The sequence below is a fragment of the Kribbella sp. NPDC031520 genome (assembly GCF_055580825.1).
This window is the reverse complement of record NZ_JBVIKS010000001.1, coordinates 1356182-1378264: the sequence shown is the minus strand read 5'-3', so window position 1 is coordinate 1378264 and position 22083 is coordinate 1356182. Positions and strand designations below refer to the sequence as shown.

General features: G+C 69.6%; 19 protein-coding genes. 5 read left to right on the top strand and 14 right to left on the bottom strand.

The window, feature by feature from the left end; all coding sequences use genetic code 11:
• Window positions 1-118: 118 nt before the first annotated feature.
• Window positions 119-2167, top strand: a complete 2049-nt coding sequence (locus ACZ5BU_RS06915; RefSeq protein ID WP_465696156.1) for a kinetoplast-associated-like protein — start codon at window positions 119-121, stop codon at window positions 2165-2167.
• Window positions 2168-2239: 72 nt separating this feature from the next.
• Entirely contained in the window at window positions 2240-3190 is a 951-nt protein-coding gene (locus tag ACZ5BU_RS06910) for a DivIVA domain-containing protein (protein ID WP_141855377.1), read from the top strand.
• Window positions 3191-3239: 49 nt separating this feature from the next.
• Here the strand turns inward: ACZ5BU_RS06910 and ACZ5BU_RS06905 are convergent, their stop codons facing one another.
• Window positions 3240-4130, bottom strand: a complete 891-nt coding sequence (locus ACZ5BU_RS06905) for an HhH-GPD family protein (RefSeq protein ID WP_465696154.1) — start codon at window positions 4128-4130, stop codon at window positions 3240-3242.
• A 24-nt stretch (window positions 4131-4154) separates the two neighbouring features.
• Here ACZ5BU_RS06905 and ACZ5BU_RS06900 point away from each other — a divergent pair, with 24 nt between their 5' ends.
• On the top strand, window positions 4155-4817 hold the full coding sequence (locus tag ACZ5BU_RS06900; RefSeq protein WP_465696153.1) for a hypothetical protein: 663 nt from the start codon (window positions 4155-4157) through the stop codon (window positions 4815-4817).
• Here the strand turns inward: ACZ5BU_RS06900 and ACZ5BU_RS06895 are convergent, their stop codons facing one another.
• From ACZ5BU_RS06895 to ACZ5BU_RS06845, 11 genes are all read right to left on the bottom strand, one after another.
• On the bottom strand, window positions 4818-6329 hold the full coding sequence (locus ACZ5BU_RS06895; RefSeq protein ID WP_465696152.1) for a DHA2 family efflux MFS transporter permease subunit: 1512 nt from the start codon (window positions 6327-6329) through the stop codon (window positions 4818-4820).
• The gene (locus ACZ5BU_RS06890; RefSeq protein WP_465696150.1) at window positions 6305-6877 is read right to left on the bottom strand and encodes a PadR family transcriptional regulator; all 573 of its coding nucleotides are present in this window, start codon (window positions 6875-6877) and stop codon (window positions 6305-6307) included. Before ACZ5BU_RS06890 ends, ACZ5BU_RS06895 begins: the two co-directional genes overlap by 25 nt.
• A 121-nt stretch (window positions 6878-6998) precedes the next feature.
• The gene (disA, locus tag ACZ5BU_RS06885; protein ID WP_465696149.1) at window positions 6999-8093 is read right to left on the bottom strand and encodes a DNA integrity scanning diadenylate cyclase DisA; all 1095 of its coding nucleotides are present in this window, start codon (window positions 8091-8093) and stop codon (window positions 6999-7001) included.
• 158 nt (window positions 8094-8251) lie between these two features.
• Entirely contained in the window at window positions 8252-9193 is a 942-nt protein-coding gene (locus tag ACZ5BU_RS06880; protein WP_465696148.1) for a beta-ketoacyl-ACP synthase III, read from the bottom strand.
• Between the two features lie 107 nt (window positions 9194-9300).
• Window positions 9301-10701 carry a DNA repair protein RadA gene (radA, locus tag ACZ5BU_RS06875; RefSeq protein WP_465696147.1) on the bottom strand — a complete coding sequence of 467 codons (1401 nt, stop codon included), beginning with the start codon at window positions 10699-10701 and terminating at the stop codon, window positions 9301-9303.
• 9 nt (window positions 10702-10710) lie between these two features.
• A complete protein-coding gene (locus ACZ5BU_RS06870; RefSeq protein WP_465696145.1) occupies window positions 10711-12000 on the bottom strand; it encodes a hypothetical protein in 1290 nt (429 codons plus the stop codon).
• Complete coding sequence (locus tag ACZ5BU_RS06865) at window positions 11997-13769, bottom strand: sugar ABC transporter permease (protein WP_465696144.1); 1773 nt, start codon at window positions 13767-13769, stop codon at window positions 11997-11999. The genes ACZ5BU_RS06870 and ACZ5BU_RS06865 overlap by 4 nt, the downstream gene beginning before the upstream one ends.
• Window positions 13769-15019 carry an ABC transporter substrate-binding protein gene (locus ACZ5BU_RS06860; RefSeq protein WP_465696143.1) on the bottom strand — a complete coding sequence of 417 codons (1251 nt, stop codon included), beginning with the start codon at window positions 15017-15019 and terminating at the stop codon, window positions 13769-13771. Before ACZ5BU_RS06860 ends, ACZ5BU_RS06865 begins: the two co-directional genes overlap by 1 nt.
• Window positions 15009-15560, bottom strand: coding sequence for a P-loop NTPase family protein (locus tag ACZ5BU_RS06855; RefSeq protein ID WP_465696141.1), 552 nt, complete (start codon window positions 15558-15560; stop codon window positions 15009-15011). Before ACZ5BU_RS06855 ends, ACZ5BU_RS06860 begins: the two co-directional genes overlap by 11 nt.
• Before the next feature lie 92 nt (window positions 15561-15652).
• Window positions 15653-16348: a class I SAM-dependent methyltransferase gene (locus ACZ5BU_RS06850; protein ID WP_465696140.1), complete on the bottom strand. Its 696-nt coding sequence runs from the start codon at window positions 16346-16348 to the stop codon at window positions 15653-15655.
• A gap of 4 nt (window positions 16349-16352) precedes the next feature.
• On the bottom strand, window positions 16353-17552 hold the full coding sequence (locus ACZ5BU_RS06845; RefSeq protein WP_465696139.1) for an MFS transporter: 1200 nt from the start codon (window positions 17550-17552) through the stop codon (window positions 16353-16355).
• A gap of 131 nt (window positions 17553-17683) precedes the next feature.
• On the opposite strand from ACZ5BU_RS06845, the gene ACZ5BU_RS06840 reads away from it, so the two are divergent.
• Both ACZ5BU_RS06840 and ACZ5BU_RS06835 read left to right on the top strand, forming a co-directional pair.
• Complete coding sequence (locus tag ACZ5BU_RS06840) at window positions 17684-19111, top strand: beta-N-acetylhexosaminidase (protein ID WP_465696138.1); 1428 nt, start codon at window positions 17684-17686, stop codon at window positions 19109-19111.
• Window positions 19112-19215: 104 nt separating this feature from the next.
• Window positions 19216-20604, top strand: coding sequence for a WS/DGAT/MGAT family O-acyltransferase (locus tag ACZ5BU_RS06835; protein ID WP_465696136.1), 1389 nt, complete (start codon window positions 19216-19218; stop codon window positions 20602-20604).
• Here the strand turns inward: ACZ5BU_RS06835 and ACZ5BU_RS06830 are convergent.
• On the bottom strand, window positions 20601-21233 hold the full coding sequence (locus ACZ5BU_RS06830; protein WP_465696135.1) for a VOC family protein: 633 nt from the start codon (window positions 21231-21233) through the stop codon (window positions 20601-20603). The genes ACZ5BU_RS06835 and ACZ5BU_RS06830 overlap by 4 nt on opposite strands.
• Window positions 21234-21288: 55 nt before the next feature.
• Window positions 21289-22029, bottom strand: a complete 741-nt coding sequence (locus tag ACZ5BU_RS06825) for a DUF3109 family protein (RefSeq protein ID WP_465696134.1) — start codon at window positions 22027-22029, stop codon at window positions 21289-21291.
• Window positions 22030-22083: the final 54 nt, after the last annotated feature.

The following is a 22083-nucleotide window of genomic DNA, read 5'->3' as shown; positions in this document are numbered from 1 at the left end:
CGCGCGACTGCTGATGAAGCAGTTACTTACCGCCTGTCTACCGCGTTGTAACCCTGTGACCACGCTGTTCGGACCCGGACTGTCGGAAAGGGGGCCGGTGATGGAATCATCTCGTCGCATGGACGCTCCGCGTCTGCCGTTGACCCAGGAACCGGTCGCCGACACCGGTTCCTTTGGCGTGCGGCAGGCGGGCGGGGTGCTCGAGCGCGCGCAGCGGATCGCCGACACGCTGCGCGAGCAGGCCGAGCGCGAGAACGACCTCGCCCTGGACGAGGCGAGCCGGATCCGGGCCGCGAACGAGCGCCTGAAGGCGGAGGCCGAGGCCGCCGCGAAGAAGCTCCGTTCGGACGCGATGACCGCGGCCCAGCGGGTCCTGAACGACGCCGAGCGGGCCGCCGAGCAACTCCGGGTCGAGTCGGAGACCGAGGCCGCCCGCGTCCGCTCGGAGGCGGAGGAGTACGCCGACCGGCTCCGCGCCGAGTCCAACGCCGACGCCGAGCGGCTCCGGGCGGAGTCGACCGCCGAGGCCGAACGGGTCCGTACGGAATCGACCGCCGAGGCGGATCGGGTACGGCGGGATGCGGCCGCCGCGGCCGCCGCGCTGACGGCGGAGTCGACCGCGAAGGCCGATCAGGTCCGGAGCGACGCTGCCGTCGTCGCGGAGCGGCTGCGGACCCAGTCCGAGTCCGCCGCCGCGGCGCTCCGGGAGACGGTGGCCGAGGAGGTGGCCAAGCTCCGGGAAGACGCGGAGACCGCCGCCGCACAGCTGAAGGCCGACAGCGAAGCGACGGCCGCGCGGGTGACATCGGCGAGCGAGGCCGCGGCCGATCGGCGGATCGCGGCCGCGGAGGTCGAAGCGCAGCGGGTGAAGGACGAGGCGGAGGCGCTGCTCGAGGACGCGCGGCTGGCCCGCGAGTCGGCGCAGACGGCCGTCGAGCGGGCCGCCCGGGAAGCGCAGCAGCTGGTCGCGGACGCCGGCGAACAGGCCGCGCTGGTGTCGCAGGCCGCCGCACGCAACGAGGCCGAACTGATCGCCCGCGCCGAGGCCGAGGCGAGCGCACTGCGCGCCGCCGTCGAGCGCGAGGTCGAGGCCGCCCGGGAGAAGGCCCGGGTCCAGATCGCCGAGGCCCACGCCGAGATCGAACGGCTGCGCGGCGAGAACCGTACCGAACTGGAACGCCGTACGGCCGAACTCGAGGAGACCGAGCGCGCCAAGCTGGCCGCGATCTCGCTGGAGATCGACAAGCTCCGCAACGAGGCGATCGCCGAGATCGCCGAACGCAAGGCCGAGACCGAGGCCGCCAACGAACGGCTGATGGCCGATGCCCGCGCCCAGGCCAAGCTGGTGGTGGACTCGATCGAGGCGGACCGTCGTACGGCGGCCGCCGAGGCGCAGCGGATCGTCGAGGAGGCGAACCAGGCCGCCGAGGCAGCGCTGGCCGAGGCCGAGAAGCAGACCCAATGGAGCAAGCAGACCGTCGACGGGCTGATCGCCGCGGCGGAGGCCGAGGCGCAGTCGATCCGCGACCAGGCCGCCGCGGACGCGACCGAGCTGCTGAAGGCGAAGCGCGCGCACCTGCGCCGCGTGGTCGGTCGTTCGACCAGCCGGCTCAAGCAGACCCAGGACGCGATCGCCAAGGAGAACGCCGAGCTCACCCAGCTCGCCGAGACCACGCTCTACTCGGCCGGTGAGCAGGCCGAGGCGACCCTCGAGGCCGCCAAGCGCGAGGCCGAGAAGGTCACCAGCCAGGCCCAGCTCCGCGCCGACCGGCTGAAGACCACCGCCGCCGAGGACGCCCGCGAGATCATCGAGCGCGCGAACCGCCGCGAGGCCGAGGCCGAGTCGAGCACCCAGGTACTGCGGGAACGCGCCGCCAACGACCTGTCCGAGGCGCAGCGCCAGTCGCACGAACTGATCCGCAAGTCCCGCGCCGAGGCGCAGCAGATCGAGGCTCAGGCCCGTGAGCACGCCGACGACCTGCGCGCGCAGGCCCGAAAACTTCTCGCCGACGCCGAGGCGAGGGTCGCGGCATTGAACCAGCGCCGTGATGAGATCACCAAGGAGCTCACCCAGCTTTCGGGTGTGATCGAGGCACTCGCTGTACCGGGGTTCCGCCCAGGTGGTGGAATGTCCTCCAGTGAGGGTTCCACGGGGGAATCAGGATGAGGACGTGACAGTCAGATCCTTGTCAGTGACAATGTGTGATCCACCCACCCATCGAAGTGAGCATCGGAAAACATGAGCAGTGAAAGCCCAACCCCGTTCCGTACCGTTCTGCGTGGCTACGAGCCTGCCCAGGTGGATCAGCACATCCGTGAGCTGACCACCTCCCTGACCGCGTTGCAGCAGCAGTCCGAGCAGCTGCAGCGCCACGTCCAGGAGCTGCAGTCCCGCACGGACGCTGCGGAGGCGGCCGTTATCTCCGCCCAGGAGGACTCCAAGGACCGCGCGCCGACATTCACCGAGTTCGGTGAGCGGGTCGCGAAGATCCTGTCGCTGGCCGACGACGAGGCCCGTGACCTGGTGACCCGCGCGCGTACCGACGCCGAGGCGATCGTCGCCGACGCCGAGGCGCACGCGAAGAAGGTCCGCAAGGAGGCCGAGCAGTACTCGCTGGACTGGAAGAGCGAGGTCGACGCCGAGGCCGCCCGGATCCTCGAGGAGGCCCGGACCCAGGCCGACGACATGCGTGACGAGGCCGAGCGCGACGCCACCGCGCGGCGCAGCGAGGCCCAGGCGCTGTACGAGCAGGAGCGGGCCAAGTCCGCGCAGGCCGCGGCCGCCTTCGAGACCACCCTGGCCGAGCGCCGGGGCAAGGTCGAGCAGGAGTTCGCCGCCCGTACCGCACTGGCCGAGCAGCAGCTGGCCGCCGTCACCGACCGCGCTGCTCAGGTGCAGCGGGAGGCCGACCGGTCCCGGTCCGAGGCGGAGCGCCTGGCCCAGCAGCAGCTGGCCGACGCGAACCGGCAGGCGCAGGAGATCGTCGCCGCCGCGAAGGACAAGGCCGAGCGGATCCGCGCCGAGTCCGAGCGTGAGCTTGCGGCCGCGACGCAGCGCCGGGACAGCATCAACGCGCAGCTGACCAACGTCCGCCAGATGCTGGCGACGCTGTCCGGCAGCCCGGCGATGCCGCTCGACCTGCTGGCCGACGACGACGAGGACGCCACCACCGGCAGCAAGAAGAACTGAAACACCCCTCGAGAAGCCGGCCCGATCCTTCGAGCCGGCTTCTCGACGTTTACGCAGGCAGCCGATAGGTGTTGCGGGCCAGCGGCTCGACGAGGCCGTCGGCGACCAGGCCGTCGAGGGCGCGTTCGCGTTGTCCGGCGTCCGGCCAGCACGCGTCCAGCTCCGCCTTCGCGACCGGGGCCGACGCGGACCGGAGTACGGCGAGGAGCCGGCCGCGGGCCTGGCGGTCCGTACCTTCGTACGTCTGCCCCTTGCGCGGCGGACCGTCGTACGGCGGGCTCCCGGCCAGGACCCACGCGCACCGGGACCGGATCGGGCAGTCGGCGCAGCGTGGTGTCCGTGCGGTGCAGACGAGTGCGCCGAGCTCCATCGATGCGACGGCCCAGCGTGCGGCGGTCGACTCGTCGTCGGGCAGGGCGCTGACGGCGAGGCGCTGGTCGGCGGCGGTGGGGGAGACACTCGGCTGCGCGACACCGGTCAGCGAACGGGCAAGGACCCGCCGTACGTTCGTGTCGACGACCGCGTGCCGTTGCCCGAACGCGAACGACGCGATCGCGGCCGCGGTGTACGTCCCGACGCCGGGCAGGGCGAGCAGCGCGGCGTGGTCGTCCGGGACCTCGCCGCCGTGACGCTCCACGATCGCCTGAGCAGCCGCGTGCAGCCGGAGGGCGCGCCTGGGGTACCCGAGCCGGTCCCAGGCCCGCACAGCCTCACCTGGGGCCTCTGCGGCCAGGTCTGCCGGCGTAGGCCACCTCGCCAGCCAGCGTTCGTACGCCGGGAGCACCCGGTTGACCGGCGTCTGCTGCAGCATGAACTCGCTGACCATCACGGCCCACGCCCCGGCACCCGGCTCCCGCCACGGCAGCCCGCGCTTGTTGACGTCGTACCAGGTCAGCACGGGGTGATGGAGAGCTGACGGCGAGCCTGAGTGGTCCAGCACAGTGCCGATATTAGAGTGCGCTCCATGAGCAGCCTGCTCCGTCCGGTCGGGCACCTGCCTGCCAGCGTGTACTGGTTCCGGCGGGGGCTCGTGCTCGCGATCGTGGTGGTACTGGTCATCGTGATCTCGAACCTGTTCGGTGGCGGCGGTGATGCGCAGAGGGCCAACGCGTCCGACCCGCAGCAGAACCCGACGACCGCGCCACCGGCCTCGACCCCCACGACGACGCCGACCACCAAACATTCGTCGAAGGAAACGCCCACACCCACGCCGAAGCCGACGAAGACCACTCCGCCGACCGACCTGCCGTGCCGGCCGTCGGATCTGGACGTCAACGCGCTGCCGGCGAACCGGAAGATCGTCTCCGGCTCGGTGCTGAACTTCGTCGTCCAGTTGGTCCCGACCGGCGATGGCTGCAAGGCGTCGATCGGTGCCGACCAGCTGACCGTCACGGTGACGTCCGGCACGGACCTGATCTGGAGCACCACGCAGTGCGAGAGTGCGATCCAGAACGCCACCCTCGTTGTTGCCAAGGGCAAGCAGTCTGCGGTGACGGTGCCGTGGAACGGACATCGTTCCAGGCCGGGCTGTCTGCCGGGTCAACCGGTGGCCAGGCCTGGAACCTATGTCGTCAAGGCCGAGTACAACGGCCGCCTGTCCGGCGCCCAAGCCTTCACAGTCGTCTGATCAGGCCGCTTCCGCCGGCTGGGTAGCGTCGGCAGACCCCTTCCGTAGGTGGCTCGGTGCGGTGAACAGCAACGCCGCGACCAGCCCGATCACCAGCACCGCGGCCGGCAGTACGAGCGACTGCGCCATCGAGTCGCTGAACCCCTGCCGCACGATCTCCGGCAGCCTGCCGCTGGAGAACCCTTCGGCGGACGCGCCACCGGTCCTCCCGGGCAGGTTGTGCGCCAGCCGCGACTCCATCAGTACGGCGATACTCGCGCTGCCGAGAACCGCGCCGACCTGACGGGTCGTGTTGTACACGCCCGCACCCGCGCCGGCCTGGTGCAGCGGGAGGTTCCGGGTGGCCGTCGTACCGATCGGGGCCCACATGAAGCCGTTCGCGACACCGAGCAGCGCGATCGGCAGCAGCAGGTGCCAGATCGGTACGTCGGGCTCGATCACCCGGCTCATCCAGAACATCGACACCGAGCAGCAGAGCAGACCGAACCCGGCGATGAACCGCGGCGGCGTCCGGTCGACCAGCCGGCCGACGAACGGCGCCAGCGCACCGGAGAGGACCGCCATCGGCACCAGCAGCAGCGCCGACTTGGTCGGGGTCAGACCGCGAACCGCCTGCGCCCACAGCATCAACGGGAACGCCATCGCGGTGATCGCGAAGCCGACCGTGGTGATCGCGACGTTCGCCAGCGAGAAGTTCCGGTCCTTGAACAGCCCCAGCGGCAGCAGCGGTTCGCCACGGTTGCGGGACTGCCAGAGCACGAAGCCTGCGAGTACGACGACACCCGCGACGATCAGCCCCCACACGGAGATCGGCCCGGTGATCTTGCCCCAGTCGTACTTCTGCCCCTCCTGGATCCCGAAGACCAGGAGGAACAGGCCGACCGCGCTGAGCACGACGCCGATCAGGTCGAACTTGTGCTCGTGCGTCGGCAGGTCCGGTACCAGCCGCATCGCCAGCACGAACCCGACCACGCCGACCGGCGCGTTGATGAAGAAGATCCACTGCCAGCCGAGCCCGTCGACCAGGACGCCGCCGAGGATCGGGCCGACCAGCGTCGCCACGCCGGCGGTCGCGCCCCACAGGCTCATCGCCCGGCCGCGCTGGTTCGGCGGGAAGATCCGGGTGATGACGGCCATCGTCTGCGGCGTCATCATCGAGGCGCCGAGGCCCTGGAACACCCGGGCCACGATGAGCATCGTGATCGTATTCGTCAGGCCGCACCACACCGAGGCCAGCGTGAACAGCGCCAGCCCGGTCAGGTACAGCTTCTTCGGGCCGATCCGGTCGCCGAGGCGGCCGGTGATCAGCAGCGGTACGGCGTACGCGAGCAGGTACGCGCTGGTCACCCAGACCACCGTGCCGACGTCCGAGCCGAGGTCCTCGAGGATCGCCGGGGTGGCGACCGAGACGATGGTCGAGTCGACCAGGATCATGAAGAAGCCGAGGACGAGCGCCCACAACGCCGGCCACGGCCGGATCTCCGGCCTCACTGTTTCGTGCGGGGTTGCCATTCCAGATCCTTGCTCTCGATACGTTCGATGGTTTTGGCGAGCCAGTCGCGTTCGGCCGCGAGCTGGTCGCGCATGAAGAGACCGCCGAGCAGATAGGCCTCGGGTACCTCACGGTCCAGCGCCTTGCCGAGCGTGTCGTCCACGTCGGCGAGCAGCGCGTCCAGGTCGGCCACCCGGTTGCGGATCCGCAGTACGGCGTCCTCCGCGTCCAGGTTGTGCGCCTCGCTCAGCAGGACGGGCAACGTCGGGTACTCGTAGACGTACTTCTCCAGCCCGGTCTCGACCCGGCGGACCAGCGCCGCGCGGCCTTCCGGAGTGATCTCGTACGTCGTGCGTTCGGGGCGGTTGCCCGCGCGTTCGGTACCGGTCGCGCGGACGTAGGTCTGCCCGGCCAGCCGCTCCACGGTGTGGTAGAGCGAGCCGGGGCGGACCTTGACGATCCGGTCGTTCTTCCGGGTGGTCAGCAGTTGATACATCTCGTAGGCGTGCATCGGCCGCTCCTCGAGCAGCGCCAGCACCGAGATCGCCAGCGGGGTGAGCTCGGCCATTGTCCTCCACCTGGATTGTTCCGTACGAAATGTTCCATGTGGAGTATTAGCCCGAGCTCGGCCAAATGCAAGACGCCCCCGGTTCTTTCACGAACCGGAGGCGTCTGGTGACAGTGTGCTGCTAGACGTAGCGTTCCAGGATGCTCGACTCGGCCAGCCGGGACAGGCCTTCGCGGACCGTGCGGGCGCGGTTCTCGCCGACGCCCTCGACCGTCTGCAGGTCGTCGATGCTTGCCGCGAGCAACTTCTGGAGATGGCCGAAGTGGTCGATCAGCCGATCGATCACGGCGCCCGGGAGCCGCGGCACCTTGGCCAGCAGCCGGTAGCCGCGGGGTGTGACGGCCGCGTCCAGCTGCTCGGCGCCGCCGATCTGCAGCGCGCGGGCGACCTGGCCGATGTCCAGCAGGTCGGTGGCGCTGACCGCGTCGAGCTCGAGCAGTACGTCGTCGGCGGTCTTGGCGCGCCGGCCGGTGGCCGGCGGCAGGTAGTCGCGGACGACCAGTTCGCGTTCGCCGGCGACGCCCGCGACGAGTTCGTTCAGCTGCAGGGTGAGCAGCCGGCCGTCGGTGCCGAGCTCGACCACGTACCCGTCGATCTCGGTGGCGATCCGGCGGACCATCTCCAGCCGCTGCGCGACCGCGGCGACGTCCCGGACGGTCACCAGGTCCTCGATCTCCAGCGCGGACAGCGTTCCGGACACCTCGTCGAGCCGGAGCTTGTAGCGTTCCAGCGTCGCGAGCGCCTGGTTGGCGCGGGACAGGATCGCGCCGGAGTCCTCCAGGACGTAGCGCTGGTTGTCGACGTACAGCGCGATGATGTGCATCGACTGCGACACCGAGATCACCGGGAACCCGGTCTGCCGGTGCACCCGGTCGGCGGTGCGGTGCCGGGTGCCGGTCTCCTGGGTCGGGATCGCCGGGTCCGGCATCAGGTGCACGGCGGCGCGGATCAGCCGGGTGGCATCCCGGTCGAGGACGATCGCGCCGTCCATCTTGCTGAGCTCCCGCAGACCGGTCGCGGTGAACTCGACGTCGATCTCGAAGCCGCCGGTGGAGATCGCGTCCACAGCCTTGTCGTGTCCGAGCACGATCAGTGCACCGGTCCGGCCCCGCAGGATCCGTTCCAGTCCTTCGCGCAGTTCGGTACCGGGAGCCACCGCTGCCAGCGTCGCCCGGAGCCGGGCGCCGGTGTTGTTCTTGTCCGTGTTCGCCGCCACGGAACCTGAGTCTATGCGGTTCCGCGCACACTGTTGTGCCGATATCCGGGTCGGGTCGGAGCACACCGGCCCGCATCTGCGGATGCTCGTGCACCCGCCCGTGCATCCGGACCGTGCAGTAGGTGTTTCCCGCGTACGGAGGTACGGCGTCTGCTGCGTCAGGGGCAGCGGATGACCTGACCGGCGTACGACAGACCGCCGCCGAATCCGAACAGCAGCACCGGCGCGCCGGACGGGATCTCGCGCTTCTCGACCAGCTTCGACAGGGCGATCGGGATGCTCGCGGCCGAGGTGTTGCCGGACTCCACGACGTCCTTGGCGACCACCGCGTTGACGGCGCCGAGGCGCTTCGCGAGCGGCTCGATGATCCGCAGGTTCGCCTGGTGCAGGACGACGCCGCCGAGCTCCTCGGGCTTCAGGCCGGCCTTCGCGCAGACCTGCTGGGCGATCTCCGGCAGCTGCGTGGTGGCCCAGCGGAAGACGCTCAGACCCTCCTGCTGGAACGGGCCCTCGCGGCCCTCGATCCGAACGGCGTCGGACATCTCCGGTACCGAACCCCAAACCACCGGACCGACACCAGTCGTGTCCTCGTCGGCGACCAGTACGGCAGCGCCGGCGCCGTCGCCGATCAGCACGCAGGTGGTGCGGTCGGTCCAGTCCGTCCAGTCGCTGAGCTTCTCGACGCCGACCACGATCGCCTTGGTCGCCGCGCCCGCGCGGATCGCCTGATCTGCGGTCGCGAGCGCGTAGGCGAAGCCGGAGCAGGCGGTGTTCAGGTCGATCGCGGCCGGGTTGCCGAGGCCGAGCCGGGCGGCCACCCGGGCGGCGATGTTCGGCGAGCGGTCGATCGCGGTGCAGGTGGCGACGATCACGTAGTCGATCTCGGTGACGTCCAGGCCGGCGTTCGCGATCGCCTTGTCGGCGGCCCGCCAGGCCATCTCGTCGACGGACTCGTCCGGGGCCGCGATCCGGCGTTCCCGGATGCCGACCCGGCTCTGGATCCACTCGTCGTTAGTCTCGACCATGGTGGCGAGCTCGTCGTTGGTGAGCACCCGCTCGGGCTGGTAGTGGCCGAGCGCGACAACTCTTGATCCGGTCATCTACCTGCTCCTGCGGGATCGTCGGCATGGGGGCGCCCCCAGCGTACGTTCCCGACGCGGCTGCTGTTGATCCCCTGTCTCACACCTGTGGCCGGGAACACAAAGGGCTAGGCCAACCCGGCGGCGCTCAGGGCGGAGCGGAGGTCGGGGGCGGCGAAGGTGCGCAGGCCGTACTTCTTCTGGATGTCCATCGGCTTCGCCTCGCGGCCGCGGTTCGGGACGTCGGCCGGGATGATCGCCTTGGTGAACCCGAGCCGGGCCGCCTCCGCGAGCCGTTTCTCCAGGCCGCCGACGCGGCGCACCTCGCCGGCCAGGCCGACCTCACCGATCGCGACCAGGCCGGGGTGGATCGGCTTGTCCATCACCGAGGAGGCGACCGCGATCGCCACCGACAGGTCTGCCACCGGCTCGGTGATCTTCACTCCGCCGACCGTCGCGACGTACACCTCCTGGTCGGTCAGTTTCAGCCCGGCCCGGTTGCCCAGTACGGCGAGCACCATCGCGACCCGCGACGACTCCAGCCCGGACGTCGTACGGCGGGGTTGTGGCGCGGCCGACGGGCCGACCAGAGCCTGTACTTCGGCCAGCAGCGGGCGGCGGCCTTCCATCATCACAGTCACGCACGTCCCGGCGACCGGTTCGGCGTGCTCGGACACGAACAGCCCGGTCGGGTCGGTGACCTCGACGATCCCGGTGTCGACCATGTCGAAGCAGCCGACCTCGTCGGACGGGCCGAACCGGTTCTTGGTCGCGCGTACCATCCGGAACCCCGAATGCCGGTCGCCGTCGAACGCCAGTACGACGTCGACCAGGTGCTCGAGCATCCGCGGACCGGCGATCGCGCCGTCCTTCGTGACGTGGCCGACCAGGACGACCGCGATGTGCCGCTCCTTCGCCAGCCGGACCAGCGCACCGGTCACCTCGCGGACCTGGGTGACGCCGCCCGGTGCGCCGTCGGCCTCCGGGTGCGCCATCGTCTGCACCGAGTCGATCACCAGGAACGACGGCTCGACCGCGTCGACCTGACCGACCACCGCGCCCAGATCGGTCTCGGCCGCCAGGTACAGGTCGTCGACGAGCGCGTCCGTCCGGCCGGCGCGCAGCCGGACCTGGGCGGCCGACTCCTCACCGGACACGTACAGCGTCCGCTGACCGCCGCGCGCGGACTGCGCCGCGACCTCCAGCAGCAGCGTGGACTTGCCGACGCCCGGCTCACCCGCGAGCAGGATCACCGCGCCCGGCACGACCCCGCCGCCGAGCACGCGGTCCAGCTCGCCGATGCCGGTCGGGCGGGACTCGGCCTCGATCGCGGACACCTTGGCGATCGGCATCGCCGGTGAGGACACCGGCCCGGCGGTGATCCGCGCGGCCTTCGGCGCCCCGACCTCGGCGACCGTGCCCCACGCCTGGCACTCGCCGCACCGGCCGATCCAGCGCGCCGACGTCCAGCCACACTCCGAGCACGCGTACGCCGATTTGCCCTTCGCCTGAGTCGCCGCTTTCGCCATGAGGACAACCTATTTGAGGCCGCCGACAAAACCCTTGAAGGCACGTTTCAGCCAGGTGCCGGCCTTCCGGTGCGGAGGGTCCTCGCCGACCTCCGGCACGTCGGCGATCCGCTGGGCCGCGTCGAGGTACCGGGTGAGGATCTCGCTCTCCGTGGTGCGCAGCAGGCGGCTCTGCTCGAGCAGTAGGAGGGCGGCCTCGCGGTTCCCGGCGACGACCTCCGCGGAGCCGAGGTGCTGCAGGCAGCGGGCGTGACCTTCGCGTTCGTCGATCTCGGCGTACAGGTCGGCGGCGTGCTTCCAGCGACTCACTGCCTCATGCCGATTGCGCTGCATCCAGGCGGCGACACCGATCAGCTCCAGGGCGTGTGCCTCGCCGCTGACGTCACCGGCTGCGGTCGCGTGCGCATGTGCGGGTCGCAGGTGTTCCAGGGCGCCTTGGCTGTCGTACTGGTACAGGTGCACGACGGCCTGGTTGATGGAGATCGCCACGTCGGCTGCCAGGTCCGGCCCGGGTCTTCTGAGGCGCGCCTCGTCCAGGCGGTCGCGTGCGTTCAGTACGGCCTCGTCGCGGTCGTTGCCCGCTGGTGCGCGGTCTGCCACCGCGAGGTTGATCAACGCTCGCTCCACCTGCCGTCGCATCCTGAGCGCGAACGCAGTACGGCCGTTGGTGGCAATGTTGGCCGAGACACTCAGCCTGGCGCTGGCCGTGTCCAGATCACCGAACATCCGGTACGCCGTTGCCGCGCGAGCTGCTGCGAGCTCGGAGAGGCTTCGACGACCTGCCGCTTCCGCTGCAGCGCTGAGCATGTCGCTGAGCTGCAGTAGCGCATCAGGATCCGGATGCCGTACGTACCAGGCCTCCAAGGCGTCGCAGATGCGGGCGAAGTCGTCGATCTCGTCGTTCTGCGGCTTCTCGGTGGCGAGCAGCTGCCGGAGCCGGTCCTCGTTCAACGCGAACCACTCCGCTGCTGCCATCCCACCCGCGGTGGAGCCGAGTGCGACCATCCACTGCTCTGCCTCCTCCGCGGCTGCGTGGAGGTCGGTAACGCCTTGCTGCTTGCGTTTACGTGCCCGTCTGGTCCGCGAACGCAGTCGCAGGAACGACACGATCACCAGCAGGGCGGTGACCGAGTAGCCGACCCACTGCACGATGCCGCGCTGTCCGAAGCTCTGGTTGAGCAGTTGCGACATGAGGTCGGTCAGCAGACCGGAGGCGACCGCACCGATCGCCAGTGAGAACTCCTGGGTCCGCGAGGGGTCGTCGCGTTCCTCCTCTGGTTTCTCGCGCTCGTCGCTCATGGCCGGCTCCCTGTAGTGAGCCCGCGTACCACGGTGCGCCAGAACGAGAGCAACAGCACCACGGGTACGACGGACGCGACAGTAGCCGCAGCCGCGACCGGTCCGCTCGACACGGAGAACTGCCGCGCCTCACCCCACAACACCAGTGAGAGCGGCGTCGTACCAGGCCCGCTGATCAGGAAGCCGACGATGAAGTCGTTCCACACCAGGGCGAACTCCAACACCGCAACGGCAACCAGGGCAGGTCGATACGCCCGCTGAACAGTCGCCAGTACGGCGCTCTGCCGCACCGGCCCCTGCAGCGCTTCGGAGACCACGGCGGGTGGTGCAGACGCGAAGGCGGACCGCAGGAGCAGTACCGCGAACGGCAGGCCGGCCGCCGCGTGTACGAGTGCCAGTGCGACCCGTGAGCCGGCCAGCCCCGCTGCGTCGATCGCGTCCCGCAGCGGAGCGGCGTACATCTGTACCGGGGTGACGGCCAGTACTACGAGCACTGCCATAGCCAGGCGGCCCAGTCGTGATGGCAGCCCGCCCCAAGCGATCAGGTGGGCCGTCGGTACGGCGATCACCAGGAGTACCGCGGTAGCGGCCGTCGCGATGACAAGCGTCGACACCAACGCCCGGAACAGACCTACGTTGGCCGCCGCGGCGAACGACGAGAACCCCAGCCCGGACGTCGACCACCAGCCGCGCAGGCCCGCCTCCCGCGGCGAGTGCAGCGCCGTGGCGACGAGTACTACGGCCGGGAACACCCACACCAACGCGACAGCGGAGCCGATGACCCAGCCGAACCGCCGTACCCTCCGGCTCGGCCGCGGCCTTCCCAGCGACGGCTCCTGACGTACTACGGCCACAGGCATCGCCCAGCGCCGCCGTCGCAGACCGCGGACGCCGATCAGCCCGACGGCGGCCACGATCGCGAACAGCACCACGCCGAGCGCAGCCGTACGACCCTGATCCACACCGGACGTGGTCGACCGCCACCAGTTCAGCCCGAGTACGTCGGCGGACCGCTGCATGGACCCCGGTACGACGATCAGCACCAGGTCGAACACCCGTACTGCGGCGATGACGAGCGTCAGCGTGACCACACCGGTGATCGGGCGCAGTAACGGGATCTCCAACGCACGCAGGCGTTTCCAGCCCTTCACGCCTTCGGCCGTGAGCGTCCGCGACACGTCGTCGGGTATCGCGTCCAGACCGGCGCGGAACAGCGACACGACGTACCCGAGCCACGTCCAGCCGAACGCGGACATCAGGACCAGCCAGAACAGCCCGGGGCCCAACCAGACCGGGCTGGTGCCGAAGAGCTTCGTCCAGACCGCTGTGATCGTCCCGCGTTCCGGTGTGGGGTCGTAGATCATCCGGAACGTCGCACCGGACGCCAGCACCGACACCGCGAACGGGATGACCAGCGCAGGCTGCAGGAGCGTCGTGACAGCGGGCAGCCGATAACTCAACAATGCAAGGGAAAACCCGACCGCGACCGTCCCGAACGCGATCAGTACCCACAGCAGACTGTTGCCGACGGCATGCAGTGCGGCCGGGTCGCCGATCACCGCGAAGTTCCCGAGGCTGAGGTGGTGGTTCGTGGTGAACGCCTTCACCACGGTCACGCCGATCGGGATCAGCAGCAGACAGCTCAGCAGCAACGCGGGCAGCCCGAGCAGATAAGGCCCGGCCGGGCGGCGCGGCTTGCCCTGTACCGGTCTACCGGTGATCTCGCGGCCGACGACCTCCAGCGACAGGCCGTTCGTGTGCAGGCCCATCAGCCTTCCTCCAGCGTCCGCAGGTCGCTCAGCGCGGTCTCCACGGCCCCGGGCACGGCGTCGGCGCCGTGGCCGCCCACCGCGATCAGGAAGTCGGTCAGTACCTTCCAGAGGCCGTTGATGCCGCCGAGCGCACCGAGCAGGTCGGACAGGTCGAACTGCAGTTGCTTGCCGGGCAGCGTGAGCTGTTCCGCCAGCCGGGTGAGCTCCGGTGTGTACCCGGTGGTGCGACCGTCGACGAGGAACCCGCCCTCCTTGATCCACGGGTCCACCGCGGTGGGCGCAGCCAACCGCCGTACGAGGTCGCGGGAGTTGTCGGTGATCGGCGACGTCAGCACCATCACGTCACCCCCGACGACCACGGGTGCCGCGGCACCCGGTGACATCGGAGGGAACGTGAAAAGGCCGATGTCGTCGGGATCTGCGGCGAACGAGCGGACTACAGGCTCGGCGAAGTCGGACGCGAGCACCATCGCCGCCCGGCGATGACCGAACACCTCGACGAGAGCGTCCGGGAATTGCTGGACGAGCGACTCCTTCACCCCGCCCGCCAGAGCGCCAGGTGTCGACCACATGGTCCCCAGCAGACGTAGGGCAGCACTGAACTGCGGCTGCTGCGACGGCCGCGGGTGCTCTGCCGTTGCGAGCCCGGCGTACACAGCAGGCGCTATGCCCAGCAGGATGTTCTCCAAGAAGTCGGTGAGCACCCAGCCGTCGCCGGCGCCGAGTGCGAGCGGTGTGACGCCGGCTTGGATCAGGGTCTGGTTCAGCGTGATCCACTCCGACCAGTGCCGCGGTGGCTGCATGCCGGCCTTCTCGAACACCGACGGGCGGTACCAGACCGCTGACTTGTGCGCGGTCTTGAAGGGCACGCCGTACGTCGTGCCGTTCTGCACGAGCAGGTCGCGCCAGAGTCGGGCCTGGCCGAGTGCAGCCAGGTCGTCGGGTATCGGCGCCAGCTCCTTCAAGTGCTGCCGTACGAGACCGGGCTGCGGCAGCATGACCACGTCGGGTCGCCTGGCGGACGGGGATCCGAAAGCGGTGGAAATGTCGTCTCCGAGCGGTACTACCTCGACTGGATAGTCCAGGGCGCCGAGGCCGTCGAGGACCTTGTGGAAGGCGCGCAGCTCCTCGCCACTCCAGCTGACGGCGACACGCACCGCACGGCGTAGCCCTAGTACGTCACTGGAACAGCTGGTGAGCAGGAGCGTTGCTGCGGCACCCAAGAACGTCCTGCGGCTACTCAGCATCGTCAAATCCAGTAGTGCGGGTGGTGCTGGTCGTGATGAGCAGCAGGGCAACCGAGGCGAGGTCAGGGTTCGGGCGGATCGACAACAGCGAGCCCCACGTCGGTAGGCCGTTCGCATCCTCCAGAACGATTGCTCGCGGGTAGGCGCCGAGTGCGCGGGCCACACCGGCCAGGCGGCGACGCCCTGGGGTGATCTCGTGCGGGTAGCGGTCGAGTACGTCCTCGAGACCACAGCCGATCGCCTGTACCCGACTCTGGTCGCGGGCAGCCTGCTTGGTGATCGAGTGTGTCGTGAGGTGCCCGTGCACCACGTTGCCGAGCACGGTGAGATGGGGGAGCAGTCCGCCTTCAGCAGGCACCAGCCGGACCGGTCCGCCGGCAAGAACGATCGCGTCGGGCGGCGGCTCGTCCAGCCCGCTCACGATGTCGGCCAGCCGCCGACGGTCCGAGGCCTGCGGCACCACGACCGCACGCTGCTCACCGACATCGACGCGGAGCCGCTCCGGTAACCCCGGCACGCGTTCGAGCAGCAGTCCGTCCATCGGTGGCCGGCGCCTCCCCAGAGTTGCCCCGTCGAATCGTGCGTCAACCCTATGAGGATCAGAGGTCCGTCCGCAGGCCGCCTGTGTGTCGTTCAGTAGGTGCGGCTCCACAGGTTGATCGCGTAGTCGACCTCGACGCCGGTGTGCGACGCGAGGATCCGCTTCGCGTCCTTGGGGGTGAACTCGATCTTCACCACCGCCTCCAGGTCGGCGCGGGTCTCGAAGCGCCAGCCCATGTCCAGCTGCGTCCGGTGCCACCCGCGGTCGGCCCAGAACCGCTCCACGACCGGCGCCTTGATCGTCGGGTACGACGTACTGAACCACTGCCCGAACGTCGACCGGCTCCCGTCGTTGTCGATCACGAACGCGGTCCCGCCGCGGCGCATCACCCGGTCCAGCTCGGCCAGCCCCGGCTCGCAGCCCGGCCCGAAGAAGTACGCCCAGCGCGCGTGCATCACGTCCACCGACGAGTCCGGTACCGGCAACCGCTGCGCCGATCCCTGCCGTACTTCGACGTTCGGCAACGCCTGGGTCCGTCGCCGCGCCGCGTCCACGAGGCCCCCGTGTGGCTCGACCCCGATCACCCGAGCAGCGGTCGCCGCGAACCTCGGCAGGTAGAACCCGGTACCGCAGCCGATGTCGAGCACGTTCGCGCCGGCCCAGTCCCGGATTGCCCGCATCGCCGGCTCGATCACGCCGTTCGGATCGACGGCCCGGTTCTCGATCTCGTACACCTTCGGGTGATGCCAGATGTTCGGGCTCGGGATGCTCCCGTCCGCAATGCTCACGACGCTAGACCCTAGCCAGTGCCTGCTTGGTCGTAGCGGCCAGGAGCGCCGCCGGGACGAGCAGGATGCCGCAGAAGACGGCCAGCCAGTGGAAGCCGAGGTGCGCGAGGACCGGGCCGGCAGCTGTGCCCGAAAGGGAAGCCAGGACGCCCATGGTGAGGTCGGAGAGACCTTGCGCCGAGGTGCGGATCTCGTCGGGTACCGAGCGGGACAGGAGGGTGGAGCCGGCGACCAGGCAGGCGGACCAGCCGAGGCCCAGCGTGAACAGCGCGAGCCCTGTCAGGGCGTGCGCGTCGTCGGGGGCCACTGCGGCCAGTGTCATCGCGACGGCCAGGATGCCGAGGCCAATGCCGATCGTAGGGATGCGGCCCAGGCGGTCGGCCAGCCAGCCGGTCAGTGGAGAGAGGGCGTACATGCCGGCCACGTGACCGCTGATGACGAAGCCGACGATGGTCAGCGACGCACCGTGGTGCCGTAGATGTACGGACGTCATCGACATGACCCCGACCATCACTGCGTGGGCCGTAGCGATCGCCAGCAGGCCCAGGCGGGCGTGGGGGATGCTGATGACCAGACGGAACGTCTGTGCGAGCGGCTGACGCTCCACCCTTTCCGGGCGTATTTGGCTGCGCATACCGAGCCAGACGGTGGCTGCGCTGAGGCCGAAGGCGACCACGGAGAACACGTACGGGCCGGCCAGCGAGAGCAGGCCCAGCGACGTACCGATCGAGCCGCCGACGCCGGTCAGGTTCGGGCCGACGATGACGCCGATCGTGGTGGCCCAGACGACCAGGCCGAGCGAACGGGCGATGCGGGTGGGCTCGGCGGCGTCGGTGGCGGCGTACCGCGACTGGAGGTTCGAGGCCGAGCCACTGCCGAAGAGGCAGCCTGCAGCGAGCAGCAAGGCGAGGGACCCGACCTGCGCGGCGAAGATGGTCAGTACGGCGCCCACGCAGGCGATGAGATAACCGAGGCTCAACGAGACCCTGCGGCCGTGTGAACGGGCAAGGCTGGCCAGAGGCACCGCCAGGACAGCCGCGCCGAGCGTCGTGGAGGTGGCGACCAGGCCTGCCAGTGAGGTGGAGCCGGAGACGTTCTCGGCGAGGAGGGCGGCTACCGCGAAACCGCTGGCTGTTGCGACCCCTCCGAGCGCGTTGCTCGCCACCAGAACCCGGAGAGTTGTCCGCTGCCGCTCGCTCGTCACGGGCAAACCCTCTCATGAACCTGACATCGAAGGTAGATCGATTGTTAATGCTCGGTGCCAAGGGTTCTGAACAGTTCCGAGCGGATATAGGATCGACCTGACATATCTCAGCGCGCCTCTGGAGAGCCCGGATGTCCGACATCGCGATCGTTCCCGCCCCACGTGAACTCACCGTCGACGAGGGCCGGTGGATCACCCGCGACCCGGTCGCCGACGCCGTCCGGGACGTCGTCGGGAACCTCGACGCTACCGAGTACCGGATCGACATCACCGCCGGCGGCGCGCGCCTGACGGCCGGCTCCGAGGACGCGCTCCGGCACGCGGAGACGACGTACGCGCAGCTCGTCGAGGCCGCGGAGGACGCCGGGGACGGGACGGTCGCCGTACCGCTGGCACACGTCGCGGACGCGCCGCGGTTCGCGTGGCGCGGGATGATGCTCGACGTCGCCCGGCACTTCATGCCGAAGGAGTTCGTCCTTCGGGTCATCGACGTACTCGCGCTGCACCGGCTGAACGTGCTGCACTTCCACCTCACCGACGACCAGGGCTGGCGGGTCGAGATCGAGGCGTACCCGCGGCTCACCGAGGTCGGCGCGTGGCGCGAGCACACGATGGTCGGCAAGATGTCGCACGGCCAGACCGAGTTCGAGTACGACGGGACGCGGCACGGCGGGTTCTACACCAAGGACGAGCTCCGCGAGATCGTCGCGTACGCCGCGGAGCGTGGCATCACGGTCGTACCGGAGATCGACCTGCCGGGGCACATGCAGGCGGCGATCGCGGCGTACCCGGAGCTCGGGAACCACCCGGACCAGCAGCTCACCGTCCGGCCGTACTGGGGGATCAGCGAGGACGTGCTGAACGTCAACGACGCGACGGTCGAGTTCGTGAAGACCGTGCTGCGGGAGGTGCTCGACATCTTCCCCTCGCCGTACGTGCACCTCGGTGGCGACGAGTGTCCGTCGGTGCAGTGGGGCGAGTCGGAGGAGGCGCAGAAGCGGCAGGCCGAGCTCGGGCTCGACGAGCCGGGGCAGCTGCAGGGGTGGTTCACCGCGCAGGTCGCGGAGGTGCTCGCGGAGGAGGGGCGCCGGCTGGTCGGCTGGGACGAGATGGTCGAGACCGACTGCCCGAAGGACGCCGTCATCATGGCTTGGCGCAGCGCGGAGCGCGGCGTCGTCGCGGCGAAGGCGGGCCACGAGGTCGTGATGGCGCCATGCGAGTCGGTGTACTTCGACTACTACCAAGGCGACCCGGCCACCGAGCCGCTGGCCATTGGCGGGAACATCCCGCTCCAGAAGGTGTACGACTTCGAGGTCGTCCCGGCGGCGCTGTCGGAGGCTGAGCAGGCGCTGATCGTCGGTACGCAGTGCCAGATCTGGACCGAGTACATGGAAGGCCCGGAGCAGGTCGGCTACATGTTGCTGCCGCGTCTGTCCGCGTTCGCCGAGCGGGCGTGGGGCTCGCCGAAGGTCTCGTACGACGAATTCCTCGGCCGGCTCCGCCCGCACCTGCAGCGGATCGAGAAGCTCGGTGTGAACTACCGTCCGCTGGATAGCTGAGGGGATAACTAAATCTCCGTTAGCCCTGTTAGAAGGGGTAGACGACCCGGCCGGACCTGACAAAGATGAATTTGCAGGAGGCCGGTGCGGGAGCGGAGGCGCGCATGACCGCGGTAGGGCCGCTGGATGCGATGTTCCTGGGTGGGGAGTCGCGGGAGCAGCCGATGCATGTCGGCGGGCTGATGCTGTTCGAGCTCCCGGAGGGTGCCGGGCGGGACCACGTGTTCCCGGAGAGCTCGCGGGACTTCGTGTCGCGGCTGTACCACGACCTGCTCGCGGCGCCGGAGGTGAACCCGCTCTTCGCGCGGCGGGTACGGAACCGGGCGGTCGACCTCGGGTACTGGTCCTGGGCACAGGACGACGAGATCGACCTCGAGTACCACGTCCGGCTGTCGGCACTGCCGCGCCCCGGGCGGTACCGCGAACTGTTCGAGCTGACCAGCCGCCTGCACGGCACCCTCCTGGACCGGCACCGCCCGCTGTGGGAAATGCACCTGATCGAGGGTGTCGAAGGCCGCCGCTTCGCCCTCTACAGCAAGATCCACCACTCGATGCTCGACGGCGTCACCGCCCTCCGTCTGATGCAACAAACCCTCACCACGGACCCCACCCGAACGAACATGCCGGCCACCTACGCCTTGCCGGCGCAACCGACGGAGTCGGTGCCGGGGAGTGGGTGGTTGCCGACGATGGCTCGAATGCCCGGCGACGTGCTGAAGACGGCCGCCGGCCTCGCGGGTTTGCCGCTCGCCGGAATGAAGAGCTTGCTGCATTCGACGATGCCGTTTCAAGCGCCGCGGACGGTGTTCAATCAGTCGGTGACCGGGGCTCGGCGGTTCGCGGCTCAGTCTTGGCCGCTGGAGCGGTTGGAGAAGGTGCGTGCGATCACGGGCGCGACGCTCAACGACGTACTGCTCGCGATGTGTTCAGGGGCCCTGCGCAACTATCTGCTCGACCTGAACGCGCTCCCGGACAAGGCGCTGACGGCGATGGTCCCGGTGAACCTGCGTACGTCGAACAGCGGCCCCGGCGGCGGCAACTCGCTCGCGACGTTGATCGCCGACCTCGCCACCGACCTCTCCGACCCGGAGAAACGCATCCGCCGCATCATGGCCTCGACCGCCCGGGCGAAGAGCGTCCTGTCCGGCCTCACGCCGTTACAGAACCTGATCGTCGGCGCCCTCGGGTTCGCCGTCGCCGGCCCCGGCGCGGTCCTGCCCGGAGTCGCCGGCCGTACGACGCCGCCGTACAACCTCGTCATCTCGAACGTCCCCGGCCCCACGCAGAGCCCGCTCTACTGGAATGGCTCCCGCCTGCTCGGCCTCTACCCGGCGAGCATCGTGATGAACGGCCAGGCGCTGAACATCAGCGTCACCAGCTACGCCCACCAACTGCACTTCGGCCTGGTCGGCTGCCGCCGCACCGTCCCGCACCTGCAGCGCATGCTTGCCCACCTCGAAACCTCACTGGCCGAGCTGGAGAACATCCACTAGATCCGGACGACGCCGTTCGGGGTCCGGAAGACCGCGGCGACCAGGCCGGGCTGCCCGTTCGGCCCGACCCAGCCGACGTCGAGGTCGTCGAGCAGGTGGTCGGCGGGGTGACCGATCCAGTCGGTGACCCGGGTCGGGTCGCCGGCGATCTCCAGGCCGGTCAGCTTGACGTCCTTGCCGCCGATCGACGGGTGCTCGCTCAGGTCGTCCCAGTGGATGAAGAACGGCAGCTGCGGATCCGCGATCAGGCCCTTCACGCCGATCTGCCGCCAGGTCAGGTTCACCCCGTCCGGCCGGTGCCGGTTGCCGGGCACCGCCTGCCGCCCGAGGCGCTGCTCCATCGCCTCCATGTCGGTCACCTCGACGACCCAGCCGAGCCAGCCGCCGCCGAGCTCCTTGCGGGCCCGGACCGCCTGACCGAACGGCGCCTTGTCCGACGCCGGGTGGTCGAGCACGTCGACGACCTCGATGTACCGGTCGTTCTCCAGCGGGAGGATGTGGTTCACGGTGCCGAACCGCGGGTGCACCCCACCGTCCACGAACTCGGCACCGAGCAGCTCCGAGAGCCGTTCGATGGTGGCCGCACAACCATCCGGTCCGCACGCGTACGACAAGTGATCCAGACGCATGTCAGTCATTGTTGCGTCCCGCGCCGACAATCCGTCGCGCAGGGTGTGTCGCGGCCTACTTGGAGGCCGGATGGGGCAGCAGCGGGCGGGCCGCCTCCAGGTGCTGACGGCACAGGTCGGCGAGTACGTCGTACGCCTTGAGACCCATCAGCGTCTGCAGCTCGACCTTGCTGGACTCGAACACCGGCTCGACCGCGATGTGCGCCTCGGTGTTACCGGTGCAGTACCAGTCGAGGTCGTGCCCACCGGGACCCCAGCCGCGGCGGTCGTACTCCGCGATGCCGACCTCGGTGTACGACGTACCGTCCGGGCGCTCGACCTCGCGGAACGTCCGCCGGATCGGCAGCTGCCAGCACACGTCCGGCTTGGTCTCGACGAAGTGCACGCCACGCTTCAGCGCCAGCCCGTGCAGCGCGCATCCGGCGCCGCCGGCGAACCCGGGGCGGTTCAGGAAGATGCAGGCACCGTCCCAGACCCGGGTCTTGCGGTCGCCCTCGTCGTCGGTCTCGACCCAGCCGTTCGCCCGGCCTTCCTTGCGGAACTGCCAGTCGTCCTTGGACAGCTCCTTGACGTACTTCTTCACCCGCTTCTCGTCGTCGGCGTCGGAGAAGTGCGCACCGAGCGTGCAGCAGCCGTCGTTCGGACGGCCCTTGTAGATCCCCTGGCAGCCGCCTCCGAAGATGCAGGACCAGTTGGACGTCAGCCAGGTCAGGTCGCAGCGGAAGACCTGGTCGGAGTCGTCGGGGTCGACGAACTCGACCCAGGCGCGGGGGAAGTCGAGAGAAACCTCAGGCACCTGGAAAGCCTACGCGCAACCGGGAACGCACCGATACTCCGGTTGTCCAGTAGC

What these genes read in the sequence shown, in the direction of transcription:
- ACZ5BU_RS06830 (WP_465696135.1), bottom strand. Translation starts at nt 21,233, where the DNA reads ATGCGTCTGGATCACTTGTCGTACGCGTGCGGACCGGATGGTTGTGCG.
- ACZ5BU_RS06865 (WP_465696144.1), bottom strand. Translation starts at nt 13,769, where the DNA reads ATGGGCCTGCACACGAACGGCCTGTCGCTGGAGGTCGTCGGCCGCGAG.
- ACZ5BU_RS06860 (WP_465696143.1), bottom strand. Translation starts at nt 15,019, where the DNA reads ATGCTGAGTAGCCGCAGGACGTTCTTGGGTGCCGCAGCAACGCTCCTG.
- ACZ5BU_RS06855 (WP_465696141.1), bottom strand. Translation starts at nt 15,560, where the DNA reads ATGGACGGACTGCTGCTCGAACGCGTGCCGGGGTTACCGGAGCGGCTC.
- ACZ5BU_RS06915 (WP_465696156.1), top strand. Translation starts at nt 119, where the DNA reads ATGGACGCTCCGCGTCTGCCGTTGACCCAGGAACCGGTCGCCGACACC.
- ACZ5BU_RS06835 (WP_465696136.1), top strand. Translation starts at nt 19,216, where the DNA reads ATGACCGCGGTAGGGCCGCTGGATGCGATGTTCCTGGGTGGGGAGTCG.
- ACZ5BU_RS06910 (WP_141855377.1), top strand. Translation starts at nt 2,240, where the DNA reads ATGAGCAGTGAAAGCCCAACCCCGTTCCGTACCGTTCTGCGTGGCTAC.
- ACZ5BU_RS06895 (WP_465696152.1), bottom strand. Translation starts at nt 6,329, where the DNA reads ATGGCAACCCCGCACGAAACAGTGAGGCCGGAGATCCGGCCGTGGCCG.
- ACZ5BU_RS06840 (WP_465696138.1), top strand. Translation starts at nt 17,684, where the DNA reads ATGTCCGACATCGCGATCGTTCCCGCCCCACGTGAACTCACCGTCGAC.
- ACZ5BU_RS06870 (WP_465696145.1), bottom strand. Translation starts at nt 12,000, where the DNA reads ATGAGCGACGAGCGCGAGAAACCAGAGGAGGAACGCGACGACCCCTCG.
- radA (WP_465696147.1), bottom strand. Translation starts at nt 10,701, where the DNA reads ATGGCGAAAGCGGCGACTCAGGCGAAGGGCAAATCGGCGTACGCGTGC.
- ACZ5BU_RS06880 (WP_465696148.1), bottom strand. Translation starts at nt 9,193, where the DNA reads ATGACCGGATCAAGAGTTGTCGCGCTCGGCCACTACCAGCCCGAGCGG.
- ACZ5BU_RS06890 (WP_465696150.1), bottom strand. Translation starts at nt 6,877, where the DNA reads ATGGCCGAGCTCACCCCGCTGGCGATCTCGGTGCTGGCGCTGCTCGAG.
- ACZ5BU_RS06900 (WP_465696153.1), top strand. Translation starts at nt 4,155, where the DNA reads ATGAGCAGCCTGCTCCGTCCGGTCGGGCACCTGCCTGCCAGCGTGTAC.